20 protein-coding genes are annotated in these 22895 nt (G+C 73.9%); 13 read left to right on the forward strand and 7 right to left on the reverse strand.

Annotation, left to right across the window (positions count from 1 at the left end; translation table 11 throughout):
• Nucleotides 1-37 precede the first annotated feature (37 nt).
• Entirely contained in the window at nucleotides 38-232 is a 195-nt protein-coding gene (locus ACMCNN_RS14505; RefSeq protein WP_412746721.1) for a DUF1918 domain-containing protein, read from the forward strand.
• Here the strand turns inward: ACMCNN_RS14505 and ACMCNN_RS14510 are convergent.
• On the reverse strand, nucleotides 229-1056 hold the full coding sequence (locus tag ACMCNN_RS14510) for a polysaccharide deacetylase family protein (protein WP_412746722.1): 828 nt from the start codon (nucleotides 1054-1056) through the stop codon (nucleotides 229-231). The genes ACMCNN_RS14505 and ACMCNN_RS14510 overlap by 4 nt on opposite strands.
• Nucleotides 1057-1223: 167 nt before the next feature.
• Complete coding sequence (locus ACMCNN_RS14515; RefSeq protein ID WP_412746723.1) at nucleotides 1224-2045, reverse strand: MerR family transcriptional regulator; 822 nt, start codon at nucleotides 2043-2045, stop codon at nucleotides 1224-1226.
• A 174-nt stretch (nucleotides 2046-2219) separates the two neighbouring features.
• Between ACMCNN_RS14515 and ACMCNN_RS14520 the strand changes: the two genes are divergently transcribed.
• Together ACMCNN_RS14520 and ACMCNN_RS14525 are read left to right on the forward strand one after the other, a co-directional pair.
• Entirely contained in the window at nucleotides 2220-3194 is a 975-nt protein-coding gene (locus tag ACMCNN_RS14520; protein ID WP_412746724.1) for an ATP-binding cassette domain-containing protein, read from the forward strand.
• The gene (locus ACMCNN_RS14525; protein WP_412746725.1) at nucleotides 3191-4108 is read left to right on the forward strand and encodes an ABC transporter permease; all 918 of its coding nucleotides are present in this window, start codon (nucleotides 3191-3193) and stop codon (nucleotides 4106-4108) included. Before ACMCNN_RS14520 ends, ACMCNN_RS14525 begins: the two co-directional genes overlap by 4 nt.
• Here the strand turns inward: ACMCNN_RS14525 and ACMCNN_RS14530 are convergent.
• Nucleotides 4090-7380, reverse strand: a complete 3291-nt coding sequence (locus tag ACMCNN_RS14530) for an ATP-binding protein (protein WP_412746726.1) — start codon at nucleotides 7378-7380, stop codon at nucleotides 4090-4092. The genes ACMCNN_RS14525 and ACMCNN_RS14530 overlap by 19 nt on opposite strands.
• 89 nt (nucleotides 7381-7469) lie before the next feature.
• On the opposite strand from ACMCNN_RS14530, the gene ACMCNN_RS14535 reads away from it, so the two are divergent.
• The 8 genes from ACMCNN_RS14535 (at nucleotide 7470) to ACMCNN_RS14570 (ending at nucleotide 15127) form a co-directional block, all read left to right on the forward strand.
• Nucleotides 7470-9473: a putative bifunctional diguanylate cyclase/phosphodiesterase gene (locus ACMCNN_RS14535; RefSeq protein WP_412746727.1), complete on the forward strand. Its 2004-nt coding sequence runs from the start codon at nucleotides 7470-7472 to the stop codon at nucleotides 9471-9473.
• Nucleotides 9470-10381, forward strand: a complete 912-nt coding sequence (locus ACMCNN_RS14540; RefSeq protein WP_412746728.1) for a transporter substrate-binding domain-containing protein — start codon at nucleotides 9470-9472, stop codon at nucleotides 10379-10381. The genes ACMCNN_RS14535 and ACMCNN_RS14540 overlap by 4 nt, the downstream gene beginning before the upstream one ends.
• A 189-nt stretch (nucleotides 10382-10570) precedes the next feature.
• Complete coding sequence (locus ACMCNN_RS14545) at nucleotides 10571-11521, forward strand: neprosin family prolyl endopeptidase (protein WP_412747174.1); 951 nt, start codon at nucleotides 10571-10573, stop codon at nucleotides 11519-11521.
• A gap of 69 nt (nucleotides 11522-11590) precedes the next feature.
• A complete protein-coding gene (locus ACMCNN_RS14550; protein WP_412746729.1) occupies nucleotides 11591-12067 on the forward strand; it encodes an SRPBCC family protein in 477 nt (158 codons plus the stop codon).
• A 73-nt stretch (nucleotides 12068-12140) separates the two neighbouring features.
• Nucleotides 12141-13067 (forward strand): glutathione S-transferase C-terminal domain-containing protein, encoded by a 927-nt coding sequence (locus ACMCNN_RS14555; RefSeq protein ID WP_412746730.1) that lies wholly within the window; start codon nucleotides 12141-12143, stop codon nucleotides 13065-13067.
• A gap of 23 nt (nucleotides 13068-13090) precedes the next feature.
• Complete coding sequence (locus ACMCNN_RS14560) at nucleotides 13091-13837, forward strand: alpha/beta fold hydrolase (RefSeq protein WP_412746731.1); 747 nt, start codon at nucleotides 13091-13093, stop codon at nucleotides 13835-13837.
• Nucleotides 13838-14143: 306 nt separating this feature from the next.
• Nucleotides 14144-14725, forward strand: a complete 582-nt coding sequence (locus tag ACMCNN_RS14565) for a hypothetical protein (RefSeq protein ID WP_412746732.1) — start codon at nucleotides 14144-14146, stop codon at nucleotides 14723-14725.
• A 93-nt stretch (nucleotides 14726-14818) separates the two neighbouring features.
• Nucleotides 14819-15127: a cold shock domain-containing protein gene (locus ACMCNN_RS14570; RefSeq protein ID WP_412746733.1), complete on the forward strand. Its 309-nt coding sequence runs from the start codon at nucleotides 14819-14821 to the stop codon at nucleotides 15125-15127.
• A gap of 117 nt (nucleotides 15128-15244) precedes the next feature.
• Here the strand turns inward: ACMCNN_RS14570 and ACMCNN_RS14575 are convergent, their stop codons facing one another.
• A complete protein-coding gene (locus ACMCNN_RS14575) occupies nucleotides 15245-16606 on the reverse strand; it encodes a rhodanese-like domain-containing protein (protein WP_412747175.1) in 1362 nt (453 codons plus the stop codon).
• A gap of 140 nt (nucleotides 16607-16746) precedes the next feature.
• Here ACMCNN_RS14575 and ACMCNN_RS14580 point away from each other — a divergent pair, with 140 nt between their 5' ends.
• Nucleotides 16747-17958, forward strand: coding sequence for a glutamate-cysteine ligase family protein (locus tag ACMCNN_RS14580; protein ID WP_412746734.1), 1212 nt, complete (start codon nucleotides 16747-16749; stop codon nucleotides 17956-17958).
• 72 nt (nucleotides 17959-18030) lie between these two features.
• Nucleotides 18031-19242, forward strand: coding sequence for an aminotransferase class V-fold PLP-dependent enzyme (locus ACMCNN_RS14585; RefSeq protein WP_412746735.1), 1212 nt, complete (start codon nucleotides 18031-18033; stop codon nucleotides 19240-19242).
• A 24-nt stretch (nucleotides 19243-19266) separates the two neighbouring features.
• Here ACMCNN_RS14585 and ACMCNN_RS14590 read toward each other — a convergent pair whose 3' ends face one another.
• The 3 genes from ACMCNN_RS14590 to ACMCNN_RS14600 form a co-directional block, all read right to left on the reverse strand.
• On the reverse strand, nucleotides 19267-20253 hold the full coding sequence (locus tag ACMCNN_RS14590) for a peptidoglycan-binding protein (RefSeq protein ID WP_412746736.1): 987 nt from the start codon (nucleotides 20251-20253) through the stop codon (nucleotides 19267-19269).
• Between the two features lie 121 nt (nucleotides 20254-20374).
• Nucleotides 20375-20995 carry a redoxin domain-containing protein gene (locus ACMCNN_RS14595; protein WP_412746737.1) on the reverse strand — a complete coding sequence of 207 codons (621 nt, stop codon included), beginning with the start codon at nucleotides 20993-20995 and terminating at the stop codon, nucleotides 20375-20377.
• A gap of 69 nt (nucleotides 20996-21064) precedes the next feature.
• Nucleotides 21065-22759, reverse strand: coding sequence for a VWA domain-containing protein (locus ACMCNN_RS14600; protein WP_412746738.1), 1695 nt, complete (start codon nucleotides 22757-22759; stop codon nucleotides 21065-21067).
• Between the last annotated feature and the right edge of the window lie 136 nt (nucleotides 22760-22895).

The raw sequence follows: 22895 nt of genomic DNA on the forward strand, positions 1-22895 counted from the left end.
GGAGGACACCCACCCGCGACGCATTCCGGGAGGCGAGATGAGGGCCAAGGTCGGTGACCAGCTGATCATGGAGGGTACGCACGTCGACGACCACCGCCGGGTCGGCAGGATCGAGGAGGTGCGCCACCCGGACGGCACCCCGCCGTACCTGGTGCGGTGGGTCGACGGCGAGCAGACGCTGTGTTTCCCCGGCCCCGACGCCCACGTCCAGCCGCGGGACGGTTCCCGCTAGATCCGGCCGGCGTGCGGCGCCGTGGTGGGGGTGGCGGCACCGGCCAGCAGCTGCGAGACCGTGACGAAACGGAAGCCGCGCGCCCGGAGACCGGCGATCATGGCGCTGAGGCCGCGGATGGTCACCAGCCGCCGCTCGTCGCCGAGATCATGGGCCAGGATGATGGCGCCCGGTCGGACGTTGTCGACGACGTCGCGGACCTGGCCGGGGGTGTCGTCGCGGTAGCGCAGCTCGTGCATCGCGTACGACCACAGCACCACGTCCGTGTAACCCATCGCGTTGGCGGCCAGGAGGGTCGAGCCGCCCACGTGCCCGAACGGCGGGCGCAGCAGCGTCGGCACCTGCCCGGTGATGTCGCGGATCGTGTCGTGGGTACGCGCGAGATTCGCCCGTACCCCGGCGAGGTCGAGGGTGGCCAGGTCCTCGTGCCCCCACGAGTGGTTGCCCACCTCGTGCCGGGACAGCCGGCCACGCACCAGGTCGGCGTGCTCGGTCAGCTGGCGCCCGACCATGAAGAACGTCGCGGGCACCCCCTCGCGTTCGAGGATGTCGAGCACCATCGGGGTGTAGTTCGGGCCCGGACCGTCGTCGAAGGTGAACGCCACCACCGGTTCGGTCGTCTCGACGAAGTACCGGACCCGCACCTCGGGGTGCGCCACGGCGTCCAGGTTGTCGGCGGCCGAGGCGTACCCGCCGGTGACCGGCGGCCGGTCCCAGCCGAACCAGTGCGGTAGCACGGTGGTGCCGAACACGCCGGCCCCGGCGCCCGCCGCGGCCAGCAACGCGCCGCGCAGCACCCCTCGCCGGCTCACCGGCACGCCCATGCTGTCGCTCCCCGTGTCCCCGCCCGTGATCGATCACGGGTGTGTGCGACAGCGTGCTAGATAGACGCAAGTCGCGGTATCCGACCGAAGTGGGAGCGGATCATCCGCCCCATCGGCAGATCGGCCGAGGAGCCCGGCGGACAAAGAAAGCGGAAGGTGCAAATCAGCTACCAGAAGCGGGTCTGACCGGGGATCGTCTCCAGATCTGCCAGCACCAGCCGCCGGTCCTCCGGGTCGGCGATCTCCTCGGCCGCCGCCAGCGCCCGCCCGGTCCAGTCCCGGGCCGCGTCCGGGTCACCGGCCACCGCGGCGCCCCTGGCCAGCGCCTCGTACGCGAACGCGAGGTCCCAATCCCCGATCCCGTGGGCGGTGCAGATCTCCAGGCTGCGCCGGGCGTGGTGCAGGGCCGGCTCGCCGCGCCCGAGCGTCGCGTAGACGCGGGCGCACTGCCACTCGCCCCGGCTGCGGTTCTTCGCGGCGCCGATCTCGCCCCAGTGGTAGCGGGAGGCGTGCGCCATGTGCACCATGCGGTCGTCGTCCTCGGCGGTGCGGTCCTCCCGCTCCAGCAACCGCCACACGCCGTTGAACAGGTCCACGGCGAGTTGCCGCTGGTCGGAGATCGTCGTGGTCTCGGGCATGTCGGTGATCCCATCCTCCAGGAGGTGCTCGGTGCGGTGCAGTTCGCCCCGGAGCCGGTCCAGCCGGGCCCGCAGCCGGGTCCGGTGGGCCAGCAGGACCCGCCGCCGCAGTGCCACGTCGTCCGGCGCGGCCAGGCAGGCACGGACCTGTTCCAGGGGTACGTCGGCGGCCCGCAGCGCGGCGATCAGCCGGGCGAGCGCGACCTGCCGTGGCGCATAGCGCCGGTAGCCGTTGCCGGGATCGACCTGCGGTCGCAGCAGGCCGATCCGGTCGTAGTGGCGCAACGCCCGGGTGGTCAGCCCCGCCCGGCGGGCCACCTGGCCCACGGTCAGCAGCTCGGCGTCGTCCACGGGCATGAACGTAGAACATTGCCGCGGGTCAAGGTCAACATCCGCGTGCCAGCGCGGTGCCAGCGCCCGATGCGCGCCGTGCCAGCGCGCGGTGCGGGTTCTGTCAGGGGCGCCCGGCAGGCTGCTGGTACGAGGCCCGGCACTGAGCCGGGCCGCCGAGGAGGGACGACGATCGTGACCGAACTGGCCGTACGCGCCGAGGGGCTGCGCAAACGGTTCGGCGACACCCGGGCGCTGGACGGGGTGGACCTGGCGATGCGCCGCGGCACCGTGCTCGGGGTGCTCGGCCCCAACGGCGCCGGCAAGACCACCGCCGTACGGGTGCTGGCCACCCTGCTGCGCCCGGACGCCGGGACCGCGTACGTGGCCGGCATCGACGTGCTGCGCGAGCCGCAGAAGGTGCGCCGGCGCATCGGCCTGACCGGCCAGTACGCCTCCGTCGACGAGGACCTGACCGGCGTACAGAATCTGGTGCTGATCGGTGAGCTGCTGGACCTGACCCGCAAGGACGCCCGGCGCCGCGCCGACGAGCTGCTGGGCTGGTTCGACCTGACCGAGGCGGCCGGGCGCCCCGCCAAGACCTACTCCGGGGGCATGCGCCGCCGGCTCGACCTGGCGGCCAGCCTCGTCGGCCACCCCGAGGTGATCTTCCTGGACGAGCCCACCACGGGCCTGGACCCGGCCAAGCGCGAGGACATGTGGAACGTCGTGCGCACCCAGGTCACCCAGGGTGCCAGCGTGCTGCTGACCACGCAGTACCTGGAGGAGGCGGACGCGCTGGCCGACGAGATCGTGGTGATCAACTCCGGCCGGGTCATCGCCCACGACACCCCCGACGGGCTCAAGCGCCGCGTCGGCGGCCAGACCCTGCGGGTACGCCCGACCGACCCGTCCCGCCTGCCCGAGGTGCTCACGCTGCTCGACGCGGTCGCCGCGCCCGGCACCACCGCCTCGGCGGACACCGCCGCCGGGTCCCGTCCCGGCGCCGCGTCCGTGCCGGTCACCGCAGACCTGGCCCTCGACGAGCTGCTGCCCCCGCTGCGCCGGGCCGGCGTCGAGGTCACCGAGATCGCGCTGCAGCTGCCCAGCCTCGACGAGGTCTTCCACGCGCTGACCACCAAGCCCACCCTGACGGAGGAACTGGTATGACCGCCCGCACCGAGCGCAGCGAGGGCCGCAAGGGCATACCCGGCCGGCACGATATGACGACGCGCACCGAGGAGCGCATTCCGCGGCAGGCCGGGATCGCCGACGTGGTCCGTGACCGCGACGCGCCGGCGCAGCGCCGCCGGGGCGGATCCCTGGCCGCGCTGGTGCGGCACAGCATCGCGCTGGCCCGGCGCAGCCTCATCAAGACGATGCGTACCCCGGAAGCGCTGATCGACGTGACGTTGCAGCCGGTGATCTTCCTGCTGATGTTCACGTACCTGTTCGGCGGCGCCATCGCGGGCGGCGACCGGCACGCCTACCTGCAGTTCCTGCTGCCGGGCATGCTGGCGCAGTCGCTGGCCATGGGCGGCATCGCGCTGGGTCAGAACCTCAACGCCGACATCGAGAAGGGCGTCTTCGACCGGTTCCGGTCGCTGCCGATCTCCCGGTCGGCGCCGCTGATCGGCGCGGTCGCCGCGGACATCGTCCGGTATCTCACCGTATGCCTGGTGATGGTCGGCTTCGGCATGGTGATGGGTTTCCGGATCGGGACCAACCCCACGGCGGCGGCCGGCGCGGTGGCCCTGGCCATCGGATTCGGCCTGTGCTTCTGCTGGATCTCGGTGCTGGTGGGCATGCTCGTGCGTACCTCGGGTGCTGTGCAGGGGGTCATGTTCCTGCTGGTCTTCCCGCTGTCGTTCGGCAGCAACGTGTTCGTGCAGACCGACACGCTGCCCGGCTGGGTGCAGGCGTTCGTGCACGTCAACCCGATCACCCCGCTGGTGGCGACGATGCGGGGGCTGCTCGTGGGCGGGCCGGTCGCCGGCCACCTGGCCGTCACCCTGGCCTGGATGGCCGGGCTGCTGGTGGTGTTCGTGCCGCTGGCGCTGCGGGCCTACGCCCGGCGCGCCTGAGCTTCGATCGACGGGGCGCTGCCCGGGCCGGGCAGCGCCCCGCGGACCAGCCGGGCCGGGTCCGCCAGGGCGCGCGCCTGCGCGGCGTCCAGCGACCACCCGTCCGCGTACGCCGCGGTGAAGGCCTCCTCGCCCAGGGCGGCCCGGCCGCGCCGGGTCAGTTCCGCGACCCGCAGATCGGTACGGTCGTGCGCGCCCCGCAACCGCGCCGCCGCGCCGAGCAGCGCCGCCGTGTCCCGGTGGCGTCCCAGCAGGTCGGCCAGTCCGGCGGCGACGACCGCGACCATCGCCACGATCGGCATGTCCCGGCTGGCCACCGCCGCCGGGTACGCCGCGGCCAGCGCCGCCTCCGCGCCCGCGGGATCCTCGCGGGCCACGGCCAGCGCGGCGCGCACCGCCCCCAGGATGGCCGTGCCGTGGTCACCGCGGGCCAGCGCGGCACCGCCCAGCGCGAGCCGCTCGTCGGCGCGGTTGAGCAGCGATTCGGCGCGGTCCAGCTCCCCCAGCTGGGTGCACATCCCGGCTTCGAGGCCGTCGATGAGCACGGCCAGCTCGGCGGACTCGGCGTGCTCGGCGCGGACCCGGGCGGCCGCGATGGCCGCCACGGCCCGTTCCGGCTCACCGCGGCGCAGGTGCAGGTCGGCCCAGCGGAACTCCAGGAAGATCTCGTCGTTGACGTCCAGCGAGCCGAACTCACGCGACAGCGCCCGCGCCGCGTTCAGGTCCGCCAGTGCGCCGTCGAGGTCGCCGTCGTACTCGCGGGTCAGGGCCCGCAACGGCAACGCGGTCGCCTGACCCCACCGGTCCCCGACGGCCCGGAAGCTCTCCAGCGCGTCGTCGATGTCGCGGCGCACCCGCGTCACGTCACCCTCGTTCTCGGCGAGCTGGGCCCGGAACAGCCGGGCGAACGCCGACAGCCACGCGTCCGGGCCGTCCACCACCCGGTCGATACGGACGCGGGCTTCGTCGCGCAGGTCGGCGAGGTACAGCACCACGGCGGCCAGCGCGCCGACCATGCCGGGCAGCTCCTGGTGGGCGGCCAGCCGGACGGCAAGGTCGTGCAGGCGGGCCTTGCGGTCCTGCTCCGACTCGGTCACCAGGGACGGCTCGGCGCCCATCGCGCTGAGCGTACGGACCGCCTCGGCGCAGTCGCGGGCGACCGGGTCGGCGGGCCCCGGCACCGAGAGCGCCTCACCCAGCCAGAACATCGCCTCGGCGCGGCGGCCGAACATCTGCCAGTACCAGCACAGGTCCAGGGCGAGCTGGACCGCCGCGGCGGCGTCGCCCGAGTCGCACAGGTGGCGCAGCGCGGCCAGCGCGTTGTCGTACTCGTCGCGCAGCACCCGCAGCGCGGGAAGCTGCTCGGCGGTGCGCAGCCGGGCGTCCTGCTCGGCCACCAGGGCGGCCAGGTGCCGGGCGGCCAGCGTCCGCACGGTCACCGCGTGCTCGGCCAGCCGGTCGGTGCCGAACTCGCGCAGCGACTCCAGCATCCGGTAGCGCGGGCCGTCCCCGGCGACCTGCAGCAGCGAACGTTCGGCCAGCGCGGTGAGCAGCTCGGGCACCTGCGCGGCGGTGATGGGAGTGTCCGCGCACAGGGCGGCCGCCGAGCCGGGGGTGACCCCGGCGGGCAGCACGGCGACCCGGTCGGCCAGCACCCGCTCCGGCTCGCCGAGCAGATCCCAGCTCCACGCGATCACCGCGTGCAGGGTGCGGTGCCGGGGCAGGGCGGTGCGGCTGCCGCTGGTGAGCAGCCGGAACCGGTCGGACAGCCCGGCGGCCAGCTCGGCCAGCGGCAGCGTGCGCAGCCGGGCCGCGGCCAGCTCCAGCGCCAGCGGCAGGCCGTCGAGACGGTGCACGATCTGGACGACGTCGCCGACTGTCGACTCGTCGACCGTGAAACCCGGTCGCACGGCGGCCGCCCGTTCGGTGAACAGCCGTACCGCCGCCGCCCGGCTCGCGGTGTCCGGGTCCGCGCCGGCCGGTGGCAGCGCGAGCGGGCCGAGCGGCACCAGCGACTCGCCGTCGACGGCGAGGGGTTCGCGGCTGGTGGCCAGCACCCGCAGCCGCGGGCAGCGCACCAGCAGCGCGGTGGTGACCTCGGCGGCCGACTCGATCAGGTGCTCGCAGTTGTCCATCACCAGCAGGCACTCGCGCCCGGACAGCCGTTCCACCAGCAGGCCGAGGTCGTCGCGGCCCTCCGCGGCCGGACGGGCCGGGCCCTGCTCGAACAGGGCGCCGCCGCGCAGCCCGAGCGCCGACACCACCGCGGCGGCCACCTTGCCGGGCTCGGTGACGGCGGCGAGGTCGACCAGCCAGGTGCCGTCGGCCCGGGCGTCGCGGTCGCGGCGCGCCGCCTCCAGCGCGAGCCGGGTCTTGCCCGCCCCGCCCGGACCCAGGACGGTGACGAGCCGCCCGCCCCGCAGCAGGGCGCCGACCCGGTCCAGGTCCTCCTCGCGGGCGATGAACGTGGTCAGCGGCGCCGGAAGGTTCCCCGTGGGGCGGACGGCGGGCGGTGTCGGTGCGGCCCCCCGGTCCGGCGACCCGCCGCGCAGCAGGCTCATGTGGCGCTCGCGCAGGGCGGCGCCGGGATCCGCGCCGAGCCGGTCGGCCAGGTCACGGCGGACCCGGTCGTACAGGGCCAGCGCCTCGGCCTGGCGGCCCAGCCCGGCGAGGGCGTCCATCAGCAGGGCCGCTACCCGCTCGTGCACCGGTTCCTCGGCCAGCAGGGCGGTCAGCCGGGCGCACGCCTCGGCATGCCGTCCGAGGGCCAGGTCCGCCTCGGCGAGGTCGGCCGCGGTCTCCGTACCGTCCCCGGTCAGCCGGGTCGCCACCCCGGGTGCCACCGCGGCGGCCTCGGCGGCGACCGGGCCCCGCCACAGCGCCACGGCCTGCGTCAGCAGGGCCGTGGCCGCCTCCGGTTCGCCCGCCCGCAGGCGGGCCCGGCCCGCCCGGGTGAGGTGCTCGAAGCGGACGACGTCGACGTCGTCGGCAGCGACGGCCAGGCGGTAGCCGGCGTCCGCCTGGGCCACGGCGTCCGCCGACCCGAGCACCCGGCGCAGCCGCGAGACCAGCGACTGGAGCGCGTTGCCGGCGTCCGCCGGGCGGTCCTGCGGCCACAGCGCGGCGGTGAGCGCGGCGACGTCGACCGCCCGGCCGCCCGCGAGCGCCAGCCGGGCCAGCAGTCCGCGCAGCCGCGCCCCGGGCACCTCCACGGGCGTCCCGTCGCGGGTCACCCGCAGCGCGCCGAGCAGCGCGACCTCGATCCGCTCCACCACAGTCCTCCCCCGCAGCCTGCGCCCAAGGGTAGGGACAGCCCCGGGGAAATTGTTCACTGTGCCGCCTACACGCCGATAAGAGGTCCATGCGGTCACGACCCTCCGGCAGGCGCGGCACCCGGACAGGCTCCCGCCTGTTCGTGGCGTACGCCGCCGCGAGCCTCGTGTCCGTGTTCGCGCTCGGGGCCGTCCTGATCCAGCAGGCCCGCGAGGACGCGGACAGCCGCGGCCGCGACCAGGGCCTCGCCCAGGCGGCCGTGATCGAGGAGATGTCCGTGGCGCCCGCCCTGGACGGCGCCGACCTGAACATCGGGCTGAGCGCCACCCAGCGCGACAGGTTGCAGGCCGCCACCGACCTCGCGATCTTCCACGGCTCGGTGATCCGGCTCCGGCTGCGCAGCTTCAGCGGCAAGGTGGTGTTCTCCGACGACGGCTCCACCGTCGGCGGGGTGCCCGCCAGCCACCGGGCGTTCCGCGGCGCCGCCATCGGACACGCCGACGTCGAGGTCGTTCCGGACGCCGAACGCAGCATCGGGCAGGTCATCCGGGTGCTGCAGCCGGTCATCGCCGGCGCGTCGGGTCAGGCGATCGGCGTCCTGGAGCTGTACCTGCCGTACGAGTCGATCGCCGTGCACCTGCAGGCGCAGATGCGCCGGGCGTACCTGCGGCTCGGTGCGGGCCTGCTCGGCCTGTACGTGGTACTCGCGCTCATCTCCTGGTCGACCACGCGCTCGCTGCGCCGCCACGCGGCCCGCCGCGAACACGAGGCGCTGCACGACGGCCTGACCGGCCTGCCCAACCGTGACGCCTTCCGGCAACGGGCCGAGGTCGCGCTGGACGCCGCCGTACGCGGCAGTGACAGCGGCGCGATCGTGCTGGTGGACCTGGACCGGTTCAAGGAGGTCAACGACACCCTGGGCCACCACGCCGGCGACGAGTTGCTGCGGGTCATCGCGCGCCGGCTGACCGGCGCCGTGCGCAGCGACGACACCGTGGCCCGCCTGGGCGGCGACGAGTTCGGCCTGGTGCTGCCCGGCCTGGGCGCCGACCAGGCGCACGCACTGCTGGCCCGGGTACGCGACGCGGTCAGCCAGGAGACCGTCCTCGACGGGGTGCCGCTGACCATCGAGGCCAGTTTCGGCATCGCCCTGTACCCGGACCACGGCGATTCCGTCGAGGAGCTGGTGAAGCGCGCGGACGCGGCGATGTACCAGGGCAAGCGGGGCGCGTCGCGCATCGTGTTGTACTCGGGCGAGGAGACCACCCAGCCCACCCAGTGGCTGGTGGTGCAGGCGGAGCTGCGGCACGCCATCGAACGCGACGAGCTGGTGCTGTTCTACCAGCCGAAGGTCCGCCTGGCCGACGGCGCCACGTACGGGGTGGAGGCGCTGGTGCGCTGGCAGCACCCGCAGCGCGGGCTGCTGCCGCCCCCGGAGTTCCTGCCGGCCGCGGAGCAGTCCGGGCTGATCGAGCCGTTGACCGCGTGGGTGCTGCGCCGCGCCCTGGCCGACCAGGCGCAGTGGACCGCGGCCGGCCAGCCGTGGACCGTCTCGGTGAACGTGTCGGCCCGCAACCTGGAGGCGCCCGGCTTCGCCACGTCGGTGGCGCGGGCCCTGGAGGAGTTCGGGACCCCGCCGGAGCGGCTGACCCTGGAGGTCACGGAGACCGCGATGGCCGGCGACGCGCGGACCGCCGTCCGGGTGCTGGGCGAGCTGGCCGCGCTCGGCGTGGACGTGGCTGTCGACGACTTCGGCATCGGCTACACCTGCCTGTCGCAGCTGCGCACGCTCGCGGTCCGGGAAATCAAGATCGACCGCGAGTTCGTCCGCGGGATCGAGGACGACGCGCAGGACCGCGCCATCGTCCGGTCGGTGATCGAGCTGGCCCACGGCCTGGGCTGCCGGGTCACCGCCGAGGGCGTGGAGACCCCGCAGGCGCAGCGCTGGCTCTCCGACGCCGGCTGCGACGACGCCCAGGGCTACCTGTTCGCCCGCCCGGCCCCGTGGGCCGAGCTGGTGGACCGCTGCGCCGAGACCAGCACACCGACCACCGTTGCCGCAGTTCCGCAGGAAAAGGGGCTCGTACGATGAACAACTCCTCCCGCCGCCGGGGCCTGGTCGCGCTCGGTGTCGCGCTGGTGGTGACCGCGGCCGGGTGCGCTCGCGCGGACGCCCCCGCGGCCGGCAACGACTCCGCGGGAGTCGAGTTCGACAAGGAGATCCACGACCGGCTGCCGCCCGACGTCAAGAACAAGGGCGCCCTGCGGTTCGCCACCGATCCCAGCTACGCGCCCATGGAGTCGTACGCGCCGGACGGCCGCACGATCGTCGGATTCGACGCCGACCTGGCCGCCGCGCTCGGCGCCGTGCTCGGGGTGTCCGTCACCATGGTCCAGGCGGACTTCAGTACGGCGCTGGACACCACTGCCGCGGGTAAGTACGACGGGGTGCTGTCGGCCATCACGGACACCGCCGAGCGGGAGAAGAAGGCCGACTTCATCAACTACTTCTCGGCGGGGACGTCGATCGTGGTGCAGCGGGGCAACCCGAAGGGCGTCACCGACCTCAAGGACCTGTGCGGCCAGGTGGTGGCCGTCGAGCACACCACGGTCCAGGAGGACCTGCTGAAGCGCTCGCAGGGCGGATGCGGCGACACACCCATCGAGATCAAGACGTTCAAGACCAACGCCGACGCGCTGCTGGAGTTGCGTACCGGCCGGGCGGTGGCGGCCCTCAACGACTTCCCGCCGGCCACCCAGTTGGCCAACGACCAGCGGACCCGGGCGTACTACCAGCTCGCCTCCACGGTGCAGTACGAGCCGGGCCTCTACGGCATCGCGATCCCGAAGAGCAACTCCCTGCTGCGCGACGCCCTGCGGGACGCGCTGGATCGGCTGATGCGTTCCGGGGCGTACAACGACCTGCTGCTGCGCTGGGGCCTGTCCACCGGGTCGCTGCAGTCGTCGTCGATCAACGCGGGCGGGTCGGCCGCCGGCTGACCCCGCCCGCCCCGGGTTCCCGCGCCCGGCCCGGTGACCACCGGGCCGGGCGCCGGTGATTCCGGCGCGGAACCGGCCGACCGTGTCCGCCGAAGGACCCGATCGGCCAGGGGTGGCGCTGATCCACCTCGATGTATGGTCGGCGGCGTTCCCGCGAGCATCGACCGACGAGGACGGACAGTGTCGACCATGCGCAGCGGCCTGCTGGCCGCCGGTCTCGCCCTAGCCACCGCCGCCGCCATCGGCGCCGCCTCCACACCGGACGCGGCGGCCGCGGAACCACCGGCCCCGGCGGCACCGCCCGCCGCGGACCCGGCGGCGGCCGGTCCGGCGCTGACGCCGCCCGCCCGGCTGCCGTGGGGCGCGGTGCCACAGACCCGCCGGGGCACCGGCACCACCCGCCCGGCGTACGCGCCCAAGGGCCGGGCGCCCTCGGCCGCCGGCGCGACGCTGGCGCCACCCGCGGCGGCGGCCGCGGCCGCGGACCCGATCCACTACATGTACGGCATCGGCTCGCAGACCGTGGCGGTGCAGAAGGCGTACGCGAACTTCACCGTGGCGAAGCCGACCGTCGCGCAGGCCGACTTCCACTCGCTGGCCGAGCTGGCGATGCTGTCCGCGGACGGCCAGCAGATCGTCGAGGTGGGCTGGACGGTCGACCGGGACGTGAACTCCGGCGACGTCAATCCGCACCTGTTCGTCTTCCACTGGAAGGACGGCGCGGGGACCTGCTACAACGGCTGCGGGTTCGTGCCGTACGGCGGCACCGCCACGGCCGGGATGGCCCTGCCGGTGGGCTCGTCGAAGCAGTTCGGCGTCGTGCACGACGGCGGTGCGTGGTGGATCGCGTACGACACGACCTGGGTCGGCTACTTCCCGGACAGCCTGTGGGAGGGCCGCTTCACGGTCACCGGGAAGGTGAAGTTCTACGGGGAGGTGGCGGCCGCCACCGCGCAGCCGTGCACCCAGATGGGCAACGGGCTGGCGGCCGACGACGCCAACGCGGCACGGATCGGCAGCGCCTCGTACCCGGACTCCACGGAACCGGTGAAGCTGGTGGTGCGCACCCAGGGCGGCGTCTACAGCGCGGTCGCGCTCAGTGACCGTACGTTCCGCTATGGAGGACCGGGCGCCTGCTGAACCCGCGCGCGACCGCGACGCCGGTCACGTCGTGATCCGCCGCCGGCGCCGCCCGTGTCAGCATGAGCCATGCCGATCGAGACGTTCCGCCACGGGTTCGCCGTGGCGGCGCCCCCGGAGACGGTGCGCGCGCACCTCGCCGACCCGCACAACTACGTGGGGTTGTCCCCTCTGGTCGTCGCGGTCCGTGACGTGCGTCGGGTCCGCGACGACCAGGGCCGCGACGCGATCGGGTACGTGGCCGTCGAGCGTTTCCGGTTCGGGCCGCTGCACTGGGACAACCCGATCGCCGTGACCCTCGGTACGGCGGGCCCGGCGCTGGTCAGCACCGTGGTGAGCCCGGGCCGGGTCCGGCTGGTGGCCACGGTGGAGCTGGCGGCGCGCGGCGCCGGCACCCGGGTCACCGAGACCGTCGAGCTGCGCTGCCCCGGCGTGCTGCGCGCCTTCGTGCTCCGGCAGGCACGCGCGGTGCAACTGCGCCGCGCCGCCGAACTGGCCCGCCGGATGGCCCACGGCGAAAGCGGACGACCCAGCATTCCTACCTAGCATATAGATTTCGTTGACATGGCGGCGTGGCTGGACGACAGTGGGTGACAGGCCGACCGGCAGGAGGAATCCCATGCTGAAGCTGTCGCCCGCCAGCCATCTCGCCAGTCCCGCCGACACCGCCACCTACGGCGAGTACCCGGCGGCCCGCGGCCTCGACACCCCGCCGGGCTTCCGCGGCCGGATCACCGAGGACGGGCCGTTCACCGCCCGCCCGTTCCGCTACCACGTGTACGGCGGCCGGTTCTGCCCCGACTCGCACCGCCTGGCGATCGTCCGGGAGCTGGCCGGCCTGCAGGACATCGTCACGATGTCGTACGTCGACGGCGCCCGCGACGGCCGTGGCTGGGCGTTCCGGGAACGCTACGGTCCCGACCCGGTCAACGGGTTCACGCTGCTGCGGGAGGCGTACGAGGCGACGGAGGAAGGCTTCGCCGGGCGGGTCCGGGTGCCAGCCCTGTGGGACCGGCTCAGCTGCCGGGTGGTCAGCGACGACGCCCGCACCATCGGCATCGACCTGGCGACCCGCTTCGGCCACCTGGGACGCGCCGTGGTGGAGACGTACCCGGCCGGCGCGCGCCACCGCATCGAGGACATCGACCGCAGGCTGGGCGCCACGATCCGGCACGGCGTCGCCGACCGTGCGCACCGGGCCGCGTTGCTGGACGCGTTCGAGCAGCTCGACGCGCGGCTGGCCCGGATGCGGTTCCTGCTCGGCCGGGTGCTCACCGACGCCGACATCCGGCTCTGGGTGACGCTGGTGCGCTACGACGCCGGACCCCAACGCCACCCGCACGATCAACCCCGGACTGCACGCGTACCCGCACCTGTGGGCGTACGCCCGGGACCTGTACGCGCTGCCCGCATTCCGCCACACCACCGACTTCGCGGCGTTCACCGCACCGGGCGCGCACCTGCCCGACTGGAACGCCCCCACCGACCGCGCGTTCAGCCCGGCCTGAGTCCACACGACACGTCACCGTACGGGTTCTGCCGGTGACGGCGATGCAGCAGAATGCCCGCATGACGACGATTGTGGGTGGTGGGCCGCACCGGGTGCTGGCCCTGCACGGATGGTTCGGTTCGGCCCGCGGCTGGGGCTCGCTGCCGGATCTGGTCGACCCCGCGCGCTTCACGTACGCCTTTCTCGACTACCGCGGCTACGGCGAGCGCCGCGACACCCCGGGCGAGTACAGCATCGGCGAGATCAGCCGCGACGCCCTGGCCCTGGCCGACGAACTGGGCTGGGAACAGTTCTCCGTGGTCGGGCATTCGATGGGCGGCAGCGCGGCCCAGCGGGTCCTGGCCGACGCGCCCGGCCGGGTGCGGCGGCTGGCCGGGATCAGTCCCGTGCCGGCCGGTGGGGTGCCGTTCGACGACCAGGGCTGGGCGCTGTTCAGCGGCGCCGCCGGGGAGCCCGCGAACCGGCGCGCCATCATCGACCTGACCACGGGCAACCGGCTGTCCGGGCACTGGCTCGACATGATGGTCCGCGCCTCCCTGGCCGAGTCCACCGTGGAGGCGTTCGGGGCGTACCTGCCGGCGTGGGCGCGCACCGACTTCACCGCCGAGATCCAGGGCAGCCCGGTGCCCGCGCTGGCGGTCGTCGGCGCGCACGACCCCGCGCTCGGTGAGGCCGCGATGAAACAGACCTGGCTGGCGCACTACCCGAACGCGCGCCTCGAAGTGCTGCCCGACGCGGGCCACTACGCCATGTACGAGACGCCCGTGCGGCTGGCCACGGTCCTGGAGGAGTTCCTGAGCGCCTGAGCGCCGCGGCCGCGGGCCGGCTCCCGCTCGCCGACGAGGGGTGGGCCCGCGGCTGCCGCGGTCGCCGAGTACTTTCGATCTCTTGCCAAGTAATGATCCATCCAGGTAAGAGATCGACAATGCGTCGGCCCGCCGATTATGGGAAAGCAGATACACGCCACTCGACTGCTGGAATCTTTACATTGACCAGCGTCAGCGGTGCTGATAGGTTGTTCCCCGCTGCAGCCGCCCAACCGGTCCACTACCGAACGGTGAGAAGCTGTGTCGAGACGCAGGAATCTGCCCTGTCCAATCAGCATTCGCGGCGTGGGAATGGTTGCAATGATCGCCGCCCTCCTTTCCGCCGTTACAGCAGCGCCCGCCCAGGCGATCAGCCGCGATTCCAGGGTGAAAACCTTGGTCATCGCGGCCAACGCCGGCGATTCCTTCCACAGCACTCTTCGCCTCAACTTCGACAGTCCCATTTCTCAGCAGCAAGCCGCCGCAATCACCTCAGCCATGGCCGGCCCGACGGTTACGCCGACCGGTGAAAGCATGTGGTGCCTCGGCTACATCAGCAGAAACGATGCCAACAGCACTTTTTACATTCAGTACAACTGCGGATCCCCTCGCACGCTCACCTGGGGATGGAAGCTCAGCGCCAGCCTACAGAGCGTAATCGTGAGTTCAGTGTCGGAGATTGGCCTTCAATGGTGGCGGAACGGTGCTTTCGCTGGCCAGAATGCGCCACATGTCGTGCCCAAGGACTACACAATTCACGGCACTATGAATCCGGTCTATGCGGGGAACGATATTGATTATCAGGACTACGCCACCTTCCGCCACAACGTCGGCACTGGCGGCACTGGATCCGTATCCTGGGCCGGATCGGTGATACTCAGGAATTAGACAAAGCCAGTCCGTGCGGGCTTGGCGGGCAAGCTGTCCAGCCCACACCGCATCTCCTTGACATCGAATGGGCATCGCAGTAGCGTCGCCACCATGAGTGTTGCCGGCATCGTTCGAGAATGGCATCAGAATGAGGGCTGGGGTGTCATTGAATCAAACGACACGCCGGGCGGGTGCTGGGCGCATTTCAGCGCCGCCGCAGTGCCCGGATATGTATCGTTCGCTGCCGGCCAAGCTGTCGAAGTCGATTGGGAACAACCTGGTCAGGACGGATTCCCCTACCGCGCTGTTCGCTTTTGGCCGGTGGAATCCGAACCGTTCGACAAGTCTGCGGGTCAGGCACCAAGCGGTGCGTACCGGAGCACGTTGTCCCTGTCGTTCGACGAACCGGAACGCCAGTAGGCCACGGGCCTGAGGCGGTCCAGCCGGACCGCCAGGACCAGGCGAACGCCCAGCCGCGGTCGAAGACCATCACGACGTGCGCCGTGCCGGACGCGTCGAGTGACCCGCCGGGGCTACTCAGCGAATGGGCAGGCCCGCGGCGGCCGCGTTCGCCCAGGCGTCGTCCACGTGCACGACGCGGCGTCCGGCGCGGGCCAGCAGGCTCGCTGCGGCGGCGGCCCGGTATCCGGCCGCGCAGTGCACCCACAGGGTGCCCTCGGGCAGCTCGGCCAGTCGCCCGGCCAGCTCGGGCAACGGTACGTGGACCGCGCCGTCCACGTGCCCGGCCGCCCACTCCTGGCTCCGGCGCACGTCGAGCACCCGCCCGGCCAGACCCGGGTACGCGGCCGCCAGATCCGCGAAGGTGGCGGTGGCCAGCGTCGCGAGGCGCATCTCGTGGCCACCGGCCCAGTCCTCCGGGACGCCGGTGGCCGCGGCGGCGGGCCGGTCGATGCCGATCCGCGCGAGTTCCCGCTGTGCCGCGGTGACCTGCGCCGCGGACTCCCCGAGCAGGGTCAGCGGGGCGCCGTGCGGCAGCAGCCAGCCGAGCCAGGTGGCCAGCGGCCCGTCGAGGCCGAAGCTCAGCGCGCCGGCCAGATGCCGGTACGCGAACGCCTTGCGCGCCCGCAGATCGACCACCCACTGACCGGCAGCGATCCGTTCGTGCAGGTCCGGCGGTCCGGCGGCGGGGGGACGGCTGAGGTCGATCGCGGCGGCGCCGGCCGCGTTGCGCTGCCCCATGTGCGCGTAGTACGCGGGATACTCCCCCAGCCCGGCCAGCAGCTCGGCGACGAACTGCCCGGCGTCGAGCCGCAGCGCGGGGTTCACGTCGCGTTCCCGGCCGATCGTGGAGGTGTCCGCGTCGGGGGCGGAGGCCGAGCAGAAGCTGCCGAAGCCGTGTGTGGGCCAGAGCGCCGCGTACGCGGGGAGCTGGTCGGCCAGCCTGCGGGCGGAGGCGTGCTGGTGTGCGGCCAGGGTGCGGGCGTGCTCGGCGCCGAGCAGGTCGGTGCGGCCCGTGGTGCCGTACAGCAGCGAGCCGCCGGTGCAGGCGGCGACCGGCGCGCCGTCGGCCAGCACCACGTACGACAGGTGGTGGAAGGTGTGGCCGGGGGTGGCCACGACGCGCAGCCGCAGCTCGTCCGAGATCGTGATCTCGTCGCCGTCGGCGACCGCGAGGCGGTCGAAATCCACCCGCTCGGCCGCGGCCACGAGGTAGTCCGCACCGGTGAGGCGGGCCAGCGCCAGCCCGCCGGAGACGTAGTCGTTGTGCAGGTGGGTCTCGGCGACGTGGGTGATCGTGACGCCGAGGCGTCCGGCCAGGGCCAGCACCCGGTCGATGTCGCGCTGCGGGTCGACCACGACCGCGACGTCGCCGTCGTGCACCAGGTAGCTCCGGTCCCCCAGCGAGGACGTCTCCACCACCGCGACCCCGACCGCCATCACGCTCACCCCTTCTCCTATCGGTTCTCTAGGCAGCGTCCCGGTATGTGGACGGTCCGTCAAGGGCGGCGCGGAGCGGTACCCACAAGTCCCATCGGAGGAGTAGGGTGAGGGTCCCCACGTTGAGCAGGAGACCCCCCGTGATCACGCTGACCGAGGCCGCCGCCGAGGAACACCTCGCCGCGACCGCGTTCACCCCGGCCGCGCCGGGACTGCTCGGCCTCACGGTCGAGCTGCTGCTGGAGCGCCCCGGACTGCCGCACCCGCTACTGGAGTCGCTGGCCGCCCGGCCCCGGATGCGCCACGGCTACCTGACCGCGCGCTCGGCCCGCGTCCTGGTGGCCAGCGGCCCACCGTCGCCCGGCCTCGAGAGCTGCGCCGAGCGCATGACACAGGACCTCCACTCCGCCCGGGCCCTGGCGGCCGGCCACGGACTCGCCATCCTGGACAGCGCCGCCGACGCCACACCCGGTGCACCGGATGCGTACGCGACCGCCGGGGTGCGGGTGGTGCTGGAGGCCGGCACCGACGACGCCGGGCCGGGCGGGATCGCCCGGCGCTGGCAGGTCGCGCGGGCGATCGCGCCCGTGCTGGCCGCAGCGTTCGCCAACTCCCCGCTGCGCCGCGGCCGCCCGACCGGGTGGCGCAGCACGCGAGTGGCGCTGCGGCTGCCGCCCGCCCCGGCTCCCGACGCCGACGGATCCCGCCCGGTCGGAGCAGAGGGACCGGGCTCGGCCGGACCGGGCCTGCCCGGCGAGGCCGGAACACGCGTGTCCGGTGCCACCGGATCACGCCGACCGGGCGGTGCGGCGGTCACCGCGGATCCCCGCGCGGCCTGGGCCGCCCTCGTGCTCGACGCACCGGTGGCCGGCGCCGGGCCGCAATCGCCGAGCTTCCGGGACTGGCTGCGCTCCGGCGGCACCACGGCACCCACGCTGGCCGACCTGGAACGACACCTGCGCACCGTACGGGCGCCGGTGGCCGCCCGCGGGCACCTGGAGATCGACGTGGCCGACGGGCAGCCCGGCGACGGCTGGCGCGTCCCGCTGGCCGTGATCGCCGCCCTGGTCGACGATCCGGACGCCGGGGAGGCGGCCCTGGCCGCCACCGCCGCACTGACGGACACGCCGGGGCTGTGGAGCCGGGCGGCCCGCGCGGCGCTGACCGATCCGGCGCTGGCCGTCGCGGCGCGACAGTGCTTCCTCGCGGCCTACGCGGCGCTGGCCCGCCAGGGTGTCGCCCGGCCGCTGCGCGACGCGGTGGCCGAGTACCTCGAACGGTACGTGCTGCGCGGACGCTGCCCCGCCGACGACGCGCTGGACCGGGGTGACCATTCCATATCTCGGCTATAGGGATAGTTGACTTACCGGAGGATCCTGCCGCACAGTGGCGGGGCACACCGACTGCGAGCGGAAGGTGACCCCGTGCTCACTGTCCTCAACCCCGGCGAGGTCAAACTCCCCGACGGCCGCAGCGTCGAGTTCGCCAACCTCGACGTGGCGGCCACCGCGCCCTGCCTCACCTCGGTCGCCGAGGCCGTCGCCGACCTGCTGCCGTTCTACGGCAGCGTGCACCGCGGCGCCGGAGCCCTCGCCCAGCGCTGCACCCGCGAGTACGACCAGGCCCGCGAGACCGTCGCCGAGTACGTCGGCTGCCGCCCCGACGACCACGTCGTGTTCACGCGGAACACCACGGACGCGCTCAACCTGCTGGCGCACGCGCTGCCGCCCGGCACCACTGTGGTCACCTTCGACGCCGAGCACCACGCCAACCTGCTGCCGTGGCGCCACCCGGTACGGCTGCCCGCCCCCGCCTCACCGGACGACGCGGTCGCCGCGCTGGACGCCGCACTGGCCCGGTTGGACGGTCGGCTGCTGGTGGCCGTCACGGCGGCGGGCAACGTCACCGGCGAGCTGTGGCCGGTGGCCCGGCTGGCCGAGGTCGCCCACCACCACGGCGCCCGGCTGGCGGTCGACGCCGCCCAGCTCGCCCCGCACGCCCCCGCCCGCCTGCCCGAGCTGGGCGCCGACTACCTCGCCTTCTCCGGCCACAAGCTGTACGCGCCGTTCGGCGCCGGGGTGCTGGCCGGGCGCGCCGACTGGCTCGACGCCGCCGCGCCGTACCTCGCCGGGGGCGGCGCCAGCGCCGAGGTGCGAGCCGACCTCACGGTGCGCTGGCACACCGGGCCCGCCCGCCACGAGGCCGGCACGCCGAACCTGCTGGGCGCGGTCGCGCTGGCCACCGCCTGCCGGGCCCTCAGCGGGCAGGACCACCCGGCGGAGCGGGCCCTGGTGACCCGGTTGCGCGCCGCGCTGGCCGCGCTGCCGCACGTCGAGGAGCTACGGCTGTTCGACGCGGCGGCGCCGCGCGTCGGGATCGTCTCGTTCACGGTGCTCGGCGCCGACCCCGACGAGCTGGCCGCCACGCTCGGCCGGGGCCACGGCATCGGCGTACGGACCGGGTTGTTCTGCGCCCACCCGCTGACCCGGCGCCTGCTGGCCGAGGCCACCGCGCGGCTCGACCCGGGCGCCACCCCGGCGCCGGCCGCGTTGCGGGCCAGCTTCGGCGTGGGCACCCGGGCCGAACACGTCGACCGTCTCGTCGCGGCGCTGGCCGGGCTCCCGGGAGCAACCTGACCGGCTGCTACCGGGCTCCGGCTGCTACATGGCGCCGGCCGCCAGCTCGATCAGTTCGAGGCTGCCGCCGCCGGTCTCCGGGGCCGCGGCGACCGCCACGACCACCACCAGCGCGATCGCCGCGCCGGTCAGGATCTGCGGGGCGTACTCCTCGAACCAGCTGCGCTCGTCCTCGACCTCCGGGGCGGGCTCGGGCGTCGGGTGCGGCGTCACCGTGACGTCGAGCTGGAAGCCGACCGAACCCCGTACGGTGGCCTGCCCGACCTCGGTGTCGACCACATAGCCGATCAGGCAGCTGCCCAGGAACGACATCGTGTTCGGCGGGGTGTAGCGCACCTCGGTCTGCTCGAACTGGTTGCCGAAGGTCGTACTGAAGCTGACCCGGTCGCCGCCGACGCCCTGGATCTGGATGCCCTCGGTGATGCCGTCCAGCGACTGCTGGGCGGCCAGCCGCCAGGTCTGGTCGTTGACCGTCGTGGTGATGCCGTGGGCGGAATGCTCGAACGTCACGGTCACGCTGCCGATCAGCGACAGCCGCATGTGGACCGCGGCGCTGCCGGTGTCGAAGAAGACCTCGGCCATGGGCACGCTGGGCAGGTTGTACTTGAACGCGGGCAGGCCGCCGGACATCATCGACGCCGGGAACTCCTCGGCGTGCGCCCCCGTCGCGGGCAGCGCGTGGCTGTCACCGTGCGTCCCGCCGTCCGGATGCCCGGCGTGGTGACCGCCGTCGGAGTGCCCGCCGTCCGAAGGGCCCGCGTCGGCCGGGGTGGAGCTCGCGGACGACGAGGTCGACTCGCCGGTGAGCAGGGCCCACAGGTCGGCCCGGACCACCCCGTCCGCGGGGTTCAGCTGATACTGCTGCTGCAGTCCGCGGACCACGTCGAGCAACTCGTCGCCGTAGTCGCCGTCCTCCGGCCCCGACCAGACGCCGTAGTGCGTGAGCAGCTGCTGCAGGTAGGTCACCCACTCGCTGGAGGTGTGGGGGTGCAGTTCCGGTTCGCCCGCCATGGTCCCGCCCTCGTGAGTCGTTCAGGGAATCTCTCCGGACCGTAACCGCGCGGCAGCCGTCCGGGCCCGCCCGAAAGGGCGACGGTACGGGCGGTCGGAAACGCCTCGGGCGGTCGGGCGGTCACCGGATACCGGCGCGCTCCCCGGTGCGCGACGGTCCACCCTGGATCCCCTGCACCACCTCGATGATCCTCGCTGCCGGAGGGCGGTCCGTGGACACGTCGACAAGGCGGACCACGCCCCGGCGATCCGCGACCACCACCGCCGGGAACGGCAGGACGGACCGGCCGGTGCCCAGCAGCGTGGCCGCGTCGGGCGAGGCGAACCCCAGGTTCAGGGCGTCGATGAGTGAGTGCCGGGGGTCGGAGGCCACGAGCATGTCGGTGCCGAGGCGGAACTTGAGGGCCTCCAGCCGGCCGCGCTCCTGCGGGCTGACCGCCAGTAGGTGGGCACCGAGACGGTCCAGGGCGGGTGCCAGGGACTGCGCGTAGCGGCGCAGGGCGGCCAGGCACGGGACCGAGGTGGCGTGGTGGAAGAAGACCAGGACGACAGGGCCGGTCCGGCGCAGCCGGTCCAGGTGGATCGGACCGAGGTCCACCTCGACGACCGGGACGGCCGGGAGCCGGTCGCCCGGCGCCACCATCCGGCTCCAGATGGCATCCCGCTCGAACTGGTGCCGGACCGCCGCCGCGTCGCCGCGACCACGAGCCGGGGGTGCGCCGAGGGGCGCGTGCGTCCTCATCACAGTCTCCGCTCTGTCGGCATCCAGAATACCTACATCGCAGATAGGAAAAGAAGTGTGTGCCCGCCCTCAGCGGGCGACCGCCACCCGCAACGAGATGGCCTGCAGGAACACGTCGCCCACCCGGGCCGGGTCACGCGCCACGAAGACACCGCCACCGACCGTACGGGTGATCTGATCCAGAGAAGCGCGATCCACCCGGTCGCCGACGCCCACCAGCACGACCTGCACCGGACGGGCGTCGTCCTTGAGCGACCGCAGCTGGGTCAGCAACTCGGGCAACGCGAGGTCGCCGGGCGCCGACACCCCGTCGGTGAGCACCACGACGGAGTTGACCCGGCCCGCCTGCCAGCCGTCCTGCACCGTCCGGTACGCGTCGAGGACCGTACGGTAGAGACCCGCGTCGCCGCCCTGCGCGGTGATGCCCGCCAGGGCCGTCTCGACCGCGCCGCGATTGCCCGCCAGCGGCCCGATCGGCACCAGCTCCTGATGGCCGGGCCGCGCACCGGCGAACCGCCACAGCCCGACCTGCCAGTCGTCGCTGAACAGCGTGAGGCCGTCCCGGGCGGCCCTCAGCACCGCGCCCATGCGGGTGCCCCCGGTGCCGTCCGGGTCGCGCATGCTGCCGGACGCGTCGACGACCGCCAGCACCCGGGCCGGCGCCACCACCCCGGACCAGCCCGCCAGCGCGCGCACGATCGCGGCCGCGTCCGGGACCGGCATGGCCCGGGGATCGGCCACGTCCGGCGCGCCGTCGGGTGCGGTGAAGCCGTGCGCCACACCGTCCGGCCCGCGCAGCCCGGCCCGGCCCAGCTGCTCGCGGAATGTCGCGCCACCCAGCGCCCGGAACAACGCCCGCGCCGCCGTGCCCTGCTCGTCCGTGACACCCGGCAGGATCAGGTACGGGAAGTCCAGCGCCGCCGGAGCGGGCTGCGGATACAGCGCACTCAGCCGCACCGCGGGACTGCCCGCGTTGTACGTGACCACGTCCCGTTCGGACAGTGCCGCCACCCCGAGAGCACCCGCCACGGTGGCCGCGTCGTCGGCCACCGGGAACTGCTGGAGCAGGTTGGCGCGCAACGCCGAACGGCCGGTGGCCAGCGCATGCAGCACCCCGTCGAGCGCCCGCGGCCCGGCGGAGGCGGCCGCGGCGTCGAGGGCGAGCAGGCCGGACAGGCCCACCGCGTCGCGGGACGGCTCCACCGTGCCGGCGCGCAGGGTCGTACTGGAGGTCAGCTGCGTGGTCAGGTCCTGATAGCCGATCCCGCGCCCGTCCCAGCCCAGGTTCCGCGCGACCGGCTCCGGAACGGCGAACACCACCGGGCTCACCGCGACCCGGCCCTCGTCGGTCATCGTGAAGCCCGGCACCGCCGCGCGCATGCGTACCGGCCAGGTCGACGAGTCCGCGATCCAGACCTGCGGGACCGCGACCCCGGCACCGCCCGCGCCCCAGCCACCGAACGCGGCCCGCTGCTCGCGGCCCACCGCGGAGGCCACGTCGACGGACTCGGCCGCCCGGACGGTCACGCTCACGCACCGGGCGCCGTCGGTCCCCGTACGCATCCAGTCGCGGGCCGTGGCCTGAACGGCCGCGGCGACCTCCGGTGCGGCCGCCACGTCCAACCGCACCGGCTCGCCGCAGCCCGCGCCCGCCAGCAGCGGAAACACGAACCGTAGCCCGGCGGCGACCGCCAGCACGGCCACCGCGGCGGCCGCTGCGGCGGCCGCGCGGCGCGGCGAGGGGCGTCGATGCCGTCCGGACACGACACCCATCATCGGTCCCCGGCGCCCCGGCCGCCACCTTGATCAGCCGCGGATTCGTCACGGTGTGCCCGCCCGCCGTCGGTCGACGCACGTCCATGCCGCGTTCAACGGCGCGACGCGCACGGGCCCTAGCCTT

Source organism: Krasilnikovia sp. MM14-A1004 (assembly GCF_047159485.1).
Classification (GTDB): Bacteria; Actinomycetota; Actinomycetes; order Mycobacteriales; family Micromonosporaceae; genus Actinoplanes.

Bases quoted from the DNA above. Each gene is read 5' to 3' on its own strand.
- ACMCNN_RS14560 (WP_412746731.1), top strand. From the start codon at position 13,091: ATGACGACGATTGTGGGTGGTGGGCCGCACCGGGTGCTGGCCCTGCAC.
- ACMCNN_RS14595 (WP_412746737.1), bottom strand. From the start codon at position 20,995: ATGAGGACGCACGCGCCCCTCGGCGCACCCCCGGCTCGTGGTCGCGGC.
- ACMCNN_RS14550 (WP_412746729.1), top strand. From the start codon at position 11,591: ATGCCGATCGAGACGTTCCGCCACGGGTTCGCCGTGGCGGCGCCCCCG.
- ACMCNN_RS14505 (WP_412746721.1), top strand. From the start codon at position 38: ATGAGGGCCAAGGTCGGTGACCAGCTGATCATGGAGGGTACGCACGTC.
- ACMCNN_RS14590 (WP_412746736.1), bottom strand. From the start codon at position 20,253: ATGGCGGGCGAACCGGAACTGCACCCCCACACCTCCAGCGAGTGGGTG.
- ACMCNN_RS14545 (WP_412747174.1), top strand. From the start codon at position 10,571: ATGCGCAGCGGCCTGCTGGCCGCCGGTCTCGCCCTAGCCACCGCCGCC.
- ACMCNN_RS14525 (WP_412746725.1), top strand. From the start codon at position 3,191: ATGACCGCCCGCACCGAGCGCAGCGAGGGCCGCAAGGGCATACCCGGC.
- ACMCNN_RS14535 (WP_412746727.1), top strand. From the start codon at position 7,470: ATGCGGTCACGACCCTCCGGCAGGCGCGGCACCCGGACAGGCTCCCGC.
- ACMCNN_RS14540 (WP_412746728.1), top strand. From the start codon at position 9,470: ATGAACAACTCCTCCCGCCGCCGGGGCCTGGTCGCGCTCGGTGTCGCG.
- ACMCNN_RS14570 (WP_412746733.1), top strand. From the start codon at position 14,819: ATGAGTGTTGCCGGCATCGTTCGAGAATGGCATCAGAATGAGGGCTGG.
- ACMCNN_RS14555 (WP_412746730.1), top strand. From the start codon at position 12,141: ATGCTGAAGCTGTCGCCCGCCAGCCATCTCGCCAGTCCCGCCGACACC.
- ACMCNN_RS14510 (WP_412746722.1), bottom strand. From the start codon at position 1,056: ATGGGCGTGCCGGTGAGCCGGCGAGGGGTGCTGCGCGGCGCGTTGCTG.
- ACMCNN_RS14575 (WP_412747175.1), bottom strand. From the start codon at position 16,606: ATGGCGGTCGGGGTCGCGGTGGTGGAGACGTCCTCGCTGGGGGACCGG.